7 protein-coding genes and 3 pseudogenes are annotated in these 7,038 nt (G+C 33.9%); 5 read left to right on the forward strand and 5 right to left on the reverse strand.

Annotation, left to right across the window (positions count from 1 at the left end):
• Positions 1 to 224 precede the first annotated feature (224 nt).
• Entirely contained in the window at positions 225 to 1,034 is an 810-nt protein-coding gene (locus tag FTV29_RS14660; protein ID WP_180075657.1) for a hypothetical protein, read from the reverse strand.
• A gap of 156 nt (positions 1,035 to 1,190) precedes the next feature.
• Between FTV29_RS14660 and FTV29_RS15205 the strand changes: the two are divergent.
• Together FTV29_RS15205 and FTV29_RS14665 are read left to right on the forward strand one after the other, a co-directional pair.
• Positions 1,191 to 1,385: pseudogene (locus tag FTV29_RS15205) on the forward strand (hypothetical protein); the annotation flags it as partial.
• Between the two features lie 17 nt (positions 1,386 to 1,402).
• Positions 1,403 to 2,011: a hypothetical protein gene (locus FTV29_RS14665; RefSeq protein ID WP_180075658.1), complete on the forward strand. Its 609-nt coding sequence runs from the start codon at positions 1,403 to 1,405 to the stop codon at positions 2,009 to 2,011.
• A gap of 223 nt (positions 2,012 to 2,234) precedes the next feature.
• Here the strand turns inward: FTV29_RS14665 and FTV29_RS14670 are convergent, their stop codons facing one another.
• Complete coding sequence (locus FTV29_RS14670) at positions 2,235 to 3,089, reverse strand: hypothetical protein (RefSeq protein WP_180075659.1); 855 nt, start codon at positions 3,087 to 3,089, stop codon at positions 2,235 to 2,237.
• 171 nt (positions 3,090 to 3,260) lie between these two features.
• Here FTV29_RS14670 and FTV29_RS14675 point away from each other — a divergent pair.
• Positions 3,261 to 3,428 (forward strand): annotated as a pseudogene (locus tag FTV29_RS14675) (IS3 family transposase); the annotation flags it as partial.
• Positions 3,428 to 3,739, forward strand: a complete 312-nt coding sequence (locus FTV29_RS14680; protein ID WP_180075660.1) for a hypothetical protein — start codon at positions 3,428 to 3,430, stop codon at positions 3,737 to 3,739. The pseudogene FTV29_RS14675 and the gene FTV29_RS14680, both read left to right, overlap by 1 nt.
• A 175-nt stretch (positions 3,740 to 3,914) precedes the next feature.
• On the opposite strand, the gene FTV29_RS14685 is transcribed toward FTV29_RS14680, so the two are convergent.
• Positions 3,915 to 4,592 (reverse strand): hypothetical protein, encoded by a 678-nt coding sequence (locus FTV29_RS14685; RefSeq protein ID WP_180075661.1) that lies wholly within the window; start codon positions 4,590 to 4,592, stop codon positions 3,915 to 3,917.
• Positions 4,593 to 5,024: 432 nt separating this feature from the next.
• On the opposite strand from FTV29_RS14685, the gene FTV29_RS14690 reads away from it, so the two are divergent.
• A complete protein-coding gene (locus FTV29_RS14690; RefSeq protein ID WP_180075662.1) occupies positions 5,025 to 5,489 on the forward strand; it encodes an SMI1/KNR4 family protein in 465 nt (154 codons plus the stop codon).
• Between the two features lie 379 nt (positions 5,490 to 5,868).
• Here the strand turns inward: FTV29_RS14690 and FTV29_RS14695 are convergent, their stop codons facing one another.
• Both FTV29_RS14695 and FTV29_RS14700 read right to left on the reverse strand, forming a co-directional pair.
• Positions 5,869 to 6,216 carry a hypothetical protein gene (locus tag FTV29_RS14695; RefSeq protein ID WP_131291479.1) on the reverse strand — a complete coding sequence of 116 codons (348 nt, stop codon included), beginning with the start codon at positions 6,214 to 6,216 and terminating at the stop codon, positions 5,869 to 5,871.
• Between the two features lie 747 nt (positions 6,217 to 6,963).
• A pseudogene (locus FTV29_RS14700) lies at positions 6,964 to 7,038 on the reverse strand (IS6 family transposase); the annotation flags it as partial.

Raw genomic sequence — 7,038 nt, forward strand, 5'->3', positions numbered from 1 at the left:
GTTGAATTTCTTTGTCAGACATAGTGATCAGCATCTATATTTTATATCCAGTCCATGGTGATAAAAACCATCATAAACCAGACATTTTTATTGGTGAGAATATAGACACTTTAAATGGGTTCTAACATTGGGAATTCGTATAACGTGTATTATGTTAATTGTAGGAAAACTTGAAAAGGCCACCTGATTTAATCAAATGGCTTTTCGTATTTTAAATAAATTTATTAAAACTTATCTACACTCGCTTTATAAACAACATCACCTTTTTCATTCAAAATTTTGTAGTCTAAATAAGCGGGTACAAGCACCATTGAACGACGTTGATCTCTTTGAACAATGTAGTAAGCATCACCCTGCATATTTTTGCGGATTAAATCTCCACGTACAATTTCCAATTCCTGTTCTTGAGTTAATGGGCCTATTTTAAAAGAACCTAAACCATCATCATATCTTAAATGATCTGAATTAGAAGTTACTTGCATGGAAGCTTCAAAGATGTTTTTCCCTTGTGGTTTGTTCCAACTGTAGAGGTATGCCACAGGGCCATTATGTGATTTTTGATCAATGTTAAATGGTACTTTGATGTACTCAACTTCTTTAATATCTTTAGTTGCCTCTATTACTTTTGGAAGCACAGAAACTCTTGCTTTTTCCATTTTTAATACTGGGTTATTTTCCATAAGTACATCCATATCTTTAAACAATCTATGAGAAGATATATTGTCTAAAGGGAAGTTATTTTCACGATCTACATTATTTGTATCTTTAATCTTTAATACTTTTTCTTTTAATTCATATAATTCTAAAAAATCACCATCAACTGTTCGGAATGCACTACGGTCAGGTACTTTTACTTCCTCAACATTGCTAACAGTCAGGCTATTGGCTATATCTCTCTCAAATTGTTTAGCTTCTTCTGATTTTGTAGATGTTGGTTCTTGCGTTGTTTCAACATCGGAGCTACCACAACCAACCAAAAAGAAACCTAAACTTGTAACTAATAAAGAATTTTTTAGAAAATTCAACTTATTCATTTTTAATCAACATATAAAGTAGTGTTAAGCAAATTAAATATAACCGAAGGAATTAATATTTAAAACCTTAAAAAATACATTTTTTCATTGACTTAAATATACCTGATACTAGCCAAAATCTATAATCAGTAAATCAATAAAAGAAGAATTGGGATCGAGCATGTATTTGGTCGTTTGAAAATCTTCAAAATCGTTGCTGAGCGATATTGCAACCGAGGCAAAAGACTAGGGTTTAGATTTAATTTAATTGCTGGAATCTATAATTTGGAACTGAGTGAAAAACGACTTATGAAAGAAGTCTCATGTACTTTGATTTACTTTTCATATATTGTTTTTAAAAGTAGGTTATAAGTAAAGCAGAGAAAGCAATGAAAAAGTCATTAAGTTTATTGGGTTTAGTTTTTGTATCAGCTTTATCAAATGCAAGTGAGCTTGGGGATCAGTTACTTTGTAAAAACTTAGAATTTCAACACACTAATGCTAAATCTATTGTGGTTAATAATCCTGATTTTGCCAAATTGTTTTCATCTAAAACTAGCGGTTGGATCAACAAGGAAAAATATAACTCAACATATCCATCAATCAATAAAGCAGGTATCTCTAATGTAGATGGCTTGCCTGTTATACGTGTTGCTCTGGGATATGATGAACGTAGAGGGGTAGATCGAAAGGGTATTAACCGTATCTTCACTAGAACTGTTGTTCGAGGCGATCTAGATGTAATAAAAAACACATTGGAAGATCCAAAAAAATTCAACTTAAACTATAAGTTTAATAAACACACTTATCAGAAGAATAGAAATGGTCGCTATATGTACTATGCGGCTCAACCGTATAGCAATGGATTAACAGTTGTTTCTATGATTCAAACTGGCTCTGGAACAGGTCAAATTCATATAACGTGTGGTGTATATGACAAGAGTATTGATTACTTACTCAATAACGATCCTCACTTCTTGAATGTTCCACAACAGTAAAAAAGTTATGTCTAATCAAGCCTGAACTAATATACATTACTCACTGAATAATGGTTAAATTAAAGTTATTATAGTTCTATTTAAAAATCCCAATACCTAATTGGGATTTTTAATTTTTAGATTTAACATAAAATCTCGTTATACGAAATTCAAATTCAAGACAGAAAAAATCCCGACAGAATGTCAGGATTTTTGTTGATTTTCACTATTCCATATCTATTCTTTAATTACATAAATACCAATCTGACTTTTTATCCCAAATGATTCTACCAGCCTCTAAATATATATTTTGAAAATGGGCTGATGGAATAGCTTTTACACTGCCATAATTCTGTTTTACACCACGAATAGATAGTTTTAGTTCTTGGCTATTAGTCGGTATACTCTCAAGATTACCAACAACAACACCTTCGAATTTTTCGTATTGTTGCTGACCGAATACTTTTATATTATTTGGAATATTTATGATCGTATCTTTACAAATTGATCGTCCAATATCTTTTTGTGAAGGTTTCTTTCTTGAATTTATAATTGCGGTACGCCTTGCTTCTTCAGCTCTTTGATTTGCTTGAGCTCGCTCTGCTGCTAGACGATACTCTCGCTGGGAATTAAGAATTGATTGATACTGGCTAGGTGTTAAAGTGTAAATTAACATATTTGCTGTAGCAAAGTTTCCACTTGAATTAATATTTAGTTTTGGGACTTTTACTTCAGCTCCCCAAAGTACTTTAGAATTTTTTGTACATGTATATAGCCCCTTTTGGCGGTCATAAATATTTGCCGCTGTAGAGTCATTAAATGAATTAAAAGTCCCTCCATCTATTGATTGACAGTACAACTTTAAAGTATCGACAGGAATCTCAATTTCTTTTGTAATCCATTGATCCTTTATATCTGGAGTTTTATAAGCATATGGTCCTCTAAAATTAGTACTTTTATTTACTAGTTCATGTACATCTTTGTATTTTGAAATATTTTCAATAGATACTTTTTTATCATAGTCTTTGAAAATTAAATGAGCTGTGGTTGAACAACCTGACAAAGCTAATGCGACACCGCATAAAAATAATTTTTTCACGAATTATCCCGTTTTAAACAAATAAATTTTTATTAAAAATATATAAATATCAATGTATAAATTTTAACAAATATTATTATTTATATGCAACTAGGTGAGTAGTTACCAATTTTTTAGATATTGAACCGTACCGGGTTTGTCGGAGAGTCAATATTCTGAGAGACTATCCCGATGACAAAATTAAAATATACCCCTGAAATCAGAGAAAGAGCGGTTCAATTATTGATTGAATCTGAAAAAGATTATCCTTCTACTTGGGCTGCAATCACAGCAATTGCGCCTAAGATTGGTTGTACTCCTGAAACACTTCGTGCCTGGCATCAAAAGCATTTATTGCAATGTCAAAACACGATAATGACTCTAATAAACCTGAAACTAGTGGCACGGCTCGACTTTTAGAAAAAAATCGTGTTCTAGATGAAGTATTTAGACTAGATGGAGAGAACCGAGCAATGTTTGCATTTGCTCTTTCTCTTAGTGAAAACTCAAATACAGACTATCAACCTGACGATGCACGTAAAGTGAAAAATCCTATAAATACAATGATGAATTGTGATTTAGCACTACATGAAACTGCTAAGTTTCTAAGAGAAAGTGAGAATATCTTAAACGAAACTCTTTTCTTGAAAGAAAAAAAAGAAAATTCTTAAATCTAAAAAAAGAGTTTCTACAAAATTGGTAACTATTAGATAATTTATATTTGAATAGATAGGTTACCCCAAGATAACCTACCGGAATATAGAGTGGTTTGCCTGATGGCAGACATAAGGACCCGCCTTTAGTTAATAAAAGCCCGACGAATAGGGCTACATGCAGCAAAAGAGGTTATTTTTTTTCATGAGGTAGAAGGTAGTTAGCATCATAATACTTAAAGCCAGGATAGGTTACATTCACACCTAAGTTGAGTTTGAACTCGCGGAGTTCTTTATTAATCCAGTTTTTAAATATAAGCTGATTTTCTTCTGTATTGCCCCGACTTTGTATAAATGCATTCTTACCAAATTGGATGATGCCTTTACGCAAAGTCGCATCCTGTAGATCACCTATCCAACTAGCATATTCGTGCCCTTTTATTGATAAAGGCTTAATAATCAGCTTGTTTGTAAACGGTGCATAATAAAGATGAACACTATATTCAACACCTGCTTTATCAATTAGCGCACCCTTAGGATTTCTCATAATATTTGTATTTGTGGAAAGCACATTGCCATATACAATAAACATCGGATGTACTTTGGTATCAATTTCGCTGACCGGGTCGCCTTTAACCTTATATCCCGCCTGGGTGACTACAGCCATAAATTTCTTTTTAAATTCAGCATCACTTCCAAAAGGAAAATACGGAACCGGCAAATCGCATTCTCTGTATGTATAATCATTGGATAATTGAGACTGACATGCCGTATTTACCTCAGAAAGAACTTCTTGAGTTAGAGTTCTAGCATGGGCAGAGATTGAAGGAACCCCTAAAAGAATAGTCAAAATAACAGATAATTTATTCATAGTTTTCTCTGATTTATAAGAAATTTTAATGAAGTAGGAACTTATATATTAGGCTGTAATACTACACAAAATTAAGCTTCTTCTAAATAGCCACCAAAATTCTCAACCCACATAAGCATCTTTTGATGGCCCTTTTCATACGAGGGTGAGTAATAAAGTATGAAACTAAAAATATAGATATTCTATAAATTAATGATTATTAGACCCCGTGCGAAAGTATGCTTTTACCTAATTTTTGAATCCGCTAAAACCTTATAAAATATAGCTTGCGGCTGTTTAAATTTTGACTAACGCAAGAGAGGTCTATTCATTAAACAATGGAATATAAGATCCACCAGGATTCAGATCTCAGCTTCAAACACGCAAAAGCCTAACAAGAGGTTAGCTTTTTTATGTCTTTAATTCGTTATTCCTAGCAGGTAAAACAATCATATGCCTTATCAGAACTTAAATATTATGTATGACTTCGGATCAATCGACGTAAAGGTCATAGAGATTTTTGAGCAAGATAATAAAATTAATTTTCCTTTAAGTTATAAAAAGCTGATTGCTTCCCACAATGGGGTGCAATTTATTGAGAATAACTTTGAATATTCTGATTCTAACAATGAAGTTGGAGAATCTAGCATAGCCTTTTGTTGTTTTGGACAAGGGGTAGGAGGTGATCATATTGAAAACTGTCAAGATCAGGATATATATGGCCATGATAAGATAGTCGTCTTTGGACTAAATGGTTGTGGTGACTATATCGGATTTGACTACAGATCTGACGTTAATAATCCGAAAGTAGTTCTTATGTACCATGATCAATATATCAAGGATCAACATGGACAGCCTAAATTAGAATTGATAGAAGTATGTGATAGTTTTGATAATTTTTTGAACTTACTAAGATAGCTTAAATTATTAGCCTGAGACTATATTTAACATAAAATCTCATATACGAAATTCAGTAGCCAAAAGTAGAAATGTCCGCTTTTAGAATATGAATTTGGTGTTATTGCTAAAGCTCGTGGCATGACTCAAAATCGCTAAAGAAGCAGGGATTGGGGTGAGGCACTCCACAAAGTCCTACGTCAGGATTAAGCACCACGTTTTGATACGATTAATCGTGTAGTGAATGCTTTAGGCAGCAGAGGTATTGAGTTCTTTAATATGCAGTTCAACGACTGTCATCAGGTTCTCAAATCCCTCAGTTTCCCCGGTATTCATCCGAGCCAACTCGGTCGAGTAGCTCGGATTATGATGCCTACTTTTAAAGAGGCCCCCCCCACGATCAGTAAGCAGTTCTAGGGAACTTATGACGACCTGGGGTGGACTGAGTCCGTTTTACCCAATCTTCCGGATATTCTTGACTGTAAGAATCATAGTAATGACCTGACCAATATTCCTGATTGTATTCTTGGCATTCGTAATCTTGAGAAAAGTTGTGGGTGCTTTGTTGCGCTACAGCATGTTGTTGAAGTGTATTTTCAGCTGTTTTTTCCGCCTGATCTAAAGTCATGAAAATATCGAGCAAGGCTTGACGTTGTTGATGATTCAGAAGTTTTGCGCTTTCGACAATCAGTTGTTTAGCGAGGTTTTTTGGCATGCATGGGTTTGCATCATTGAATTTAGTATGCATAGCAGTTTCCTAGATAAGAGTTTAATTATCTCCATCGCTTCTCACGGCAATGGAGGCAACTTAACAGGGGTGAGAATACTGAATCTAGGATCAGCCAGCACGAAGCTGCCCTGCTAAGCTACCATAGGGACTGCTTAACAGTAGGCAAAAAAAATAGCCGCAAGTGCGACATTTAATTGCACCTAGATATTTTATCAGGTTCTCACGCCTGCACACAGATTTTGCTGCGTTGAAATAAGATTATCCAGTAAAAAGCAGGGTGTCAAGGTCCTAATCAGTAGTTCTTATAAAAACTGAAAAATCTAACTAAAAGGTATCTATAAAATCAGTGGCTATTCAACCCATCAAAGGAGTAATTGAATAATGACAATTAAAATCCAAGCAAAAAAAAGCCCGCTCAAGGAAAGTGAGGCAGGCTTATAAACTAAGGACCTAGAAAGGTCATTCAGAAACTACAGCAGTTTCTATTGATTATTTTGTACGCTATTCAAGTAATATTCAGTGGCGGAATATATCAAAAAATCAAAATATTAATTAATAAATCAATATGTTAAGTGGGCTTAATCAATAGTTTAATTAAAATAACTAAACCTAGTTGTAAGTTAGCTATAACTAGCTATATAAAAACTACGTTTTGTCGTTCTAGGTCAATGTTTGTTTGTAAGCCCCAAATAGAAAAATCCGGTGCATAGAACGGCACTGTTGCAAATAGAGATTTGAGTCGATGATGTTCCCTTTAAAAAGTACTTAGAGACCGAAAACCCTGTTGATTAGACACACTTCACCCTGAGGCTGACCATAATAAAATGACGATGCTTGTCC

The organism is Acinetobacter sp. YH12254 (assembly GCF_013417415.1).
GTDB lineage: Bacteria > Pseudomonadota > Gammaproteobacteria > Pseudomonadales > Moraxellaceae > Acinetobacter > Acinetobacter pseudolwoffii.

What these genes read in the sequence shown, in the direction of transcription:
- FTV29_RS14660 (WP_180075657.1), bottom strand. Translation starts at nt 1,034, where the DNA reads ATGAATAAGTTGAATTTTCTAAAAAATTCTTTATTAGTTACAAGTTTA.
- FTV29_RS14695 (WP_131291479.1), bottom strand. Translation starts at nt 6,216, where the DNA reads ATGCATACTAAATTCAATGATGCAAACCCATGCATGCCAAAAAACCTC.
- FTV29_RS14685 (WP_180075661.1), bottom strand. Translation starts at nt 4,592, where the DNA reads ATGAATAAATTATCTGTTATTTTGACTATTCTTTTAGGGGTTCCTTCA.
- FTV29_RS14690 (WP_180075662.1), top strand. Translation starts at nt 5,025, where the DNA reads ATGCCTTATCAGAACTTAAATATTATGTATGACTTCGGATCAATCGAC.
- FTV29_RS14680 (WP_180075660.1), top strand. Translation starts at nt 3,428, where the DNA reads ATGTCAAAACACGATAATGACTCTAATAAACCTGAAACTAGTGGCACG.
- FTV29_RS14665 (WP_180075658.1), top strand. Translation starts at nt 1,403, where the DNA reads ATGAAAAAGTCATTAAGTTTATTGGGTTTAGTTTTTGTATCAGCTTTA.